Consider the following 1,900-nt stretch of genomic DNA (forward strand, 5'->3'; position numbering starts at 1 on the left):
ATCCAATGCAAAATAGGACGTTGTCTATCCCCTATTCCCCATATTGAATTATAGTGGATCTGATCTTAACAATGTATTATTATAGGGGCAATAGTAGATAATCAGTGGCAGGAATAGTATTATCACGATTATAATCGAAATTATTATTTTATAATGGGATTTTAGGTTCATAATTCACCGCTGAATATTCTATAATGATAACTATTGCCCGAAGTTATGTTTTTGTTGCTTATTGTATCTATTAATTTAAGAGTGTTATTAGTACTATTCAATGAATATAGCTTATATTCTGTATATGGCTGTACAAAGTAATAATAATAACCATCTCTAACGTTTATTGTGTTTATTATGGAATTGTTCACATTTTCAATATATAGTGTTGTGTTTACTTTGACTGTGTTACCTGTAGTATTATTTATTATTGAACCGTATATTGCACTCTCCTTCTCAGTATTAATGGAGAATAAATTATAGAAATTATTACTTGCACACACTTTAACTGAGATATTGTAATAATTGTTGTTATTCACAAGTCCATCTATACGGACTGATATTTTAGAATTGTTATTATTTACAGGAACAATGGAATGTAAATAATCATAATCCCCAACCCAATAGGATTTGGTTGAATTATATACATGTGTAGATTCACAGTTTGTATATAAATTAACATAAACATCCTTTGAATTTATATTTTTCAAATGTATATTCATATTAAAGCGTACGGAATTCAAATATCTTACCTGCGGATAATATATGGTTGAATTAAGATACTGATTTTCATTCATTGAATGTGAACTTGAATTATATATATCATTCTCTGTTGAACTTACTGTAAATTCCCTGTTTGAAAAGTTAAAGTACTTCAGGTCTATGCTTTTTGCATCGTTATAGTAAATCATATGCTTTTCATGTATAGTATCATACACAATTATATAGGAGGATACAAGTATTATCATAATTATAATCGAAATTATTATTTTATAATGGGATTTTAGGGTCATAATTCATCACTGAATATTCTATAATGATAACTATTGCCAGCACTTAAATCAGATGCGTTTATGGTTGTCAATAATTTAAAATTATTATTAGTGTGATAATATATATTATACTCGGTGCCGGGTTTAGCGAAGAATAAATAATAACCATTTTTTATAGGAACCTTGTAGAAATTTCCATTATTCGCATCTTTTATGTATAAAGATTTGTTATTTATGTGATCAGTTGATCCGTTTGACTGATATATAATTGGACCGTATATTTCAGACGCAGGTTCAACATTTAATCTTAACGATGCCTTTGCACCACTGTGTGTATGTAATGCACAGGAGGGATTGCTTGGCGGTGCATCGCATTTAAGCATATTCTGTGCAGACAGTGTCATATAACCGGATTTTCCATAGCATGTTGTACCAAAAGAAACCCTTTCAATGTCACTGTAAGATTCATAGCCTTCCCTATTTGGCACCATGGTGGTCTGTTGCATCTTTACCCTGTAATTTTCAAATACTGTTCCTGAATTTACCTCATTCAGATTGTAGGACAAAATTCCAGATGTTCCCCAATATGATATTAAACTGCCTGTATTCACCAGTACCCCAAGATAGTGACCCAGGGATGAAGTTAAAGCATCTACTGCAGCTTTTTTGTATATGCTGGCATTAGATGCCGACAATTGCTTTAAAGCTGCTGTACCGGTAACATTTATTCCTGAGTTAAATTGTGTATCTATGGCTGATTTGCTTCCACCGTCATTAATATTAAAGCTTAGATTCTGATAATAGGGCCCATAATAGTAGCATGCGTATTGACTTGAATTTGGGTTCCTTGACGGTACCTTATCCTTGAATATTTCACCCTTGCCAATACCTGAAGCTATTATGGTACGGAGAATCGT

2 protein-coding genes are annotated in these 1,900 nt (G+C 31.7%); both read right to left on the reverse strand.

The annotated features are described in order from the left end of the window. Nucleotides 1–167 precede the first annotated feature (167 nt). Nucleotides 168–1,004, reverse strand: coding sequence for a hypothetical protein (locus AMDU4_RS08780; protein ID WP_021787629.1), 837 nt, complete (start codon nucleotides 1,002–1,004; stop codon nucleotides 168–170). Beyond that, nucleotides 1,001–1,900: hypothetical protein (locus AMDU4_RS08785; protein WP_290704778.1), on the reverse strand; the 900-nt coding region annotated here is incomplete at its 5' end. The genes AMDU4_RS08785 and AMDU4_RS08780, both read right to left, overlap by 4 nt.

It is taken from the genome of Ferroplasma sp. Type II (assembly GCF_000496155.1).

Bases quoted from the DNA above. Each gene is read 5' to 3' on its own strand.
- AMDU4_RS08780 (WP_021787629.1), bottom strand. From the start codon at position 1,004: ATGACCCTAAAATCCCATTATAAAATAATAATTTCGATTATAATTATG.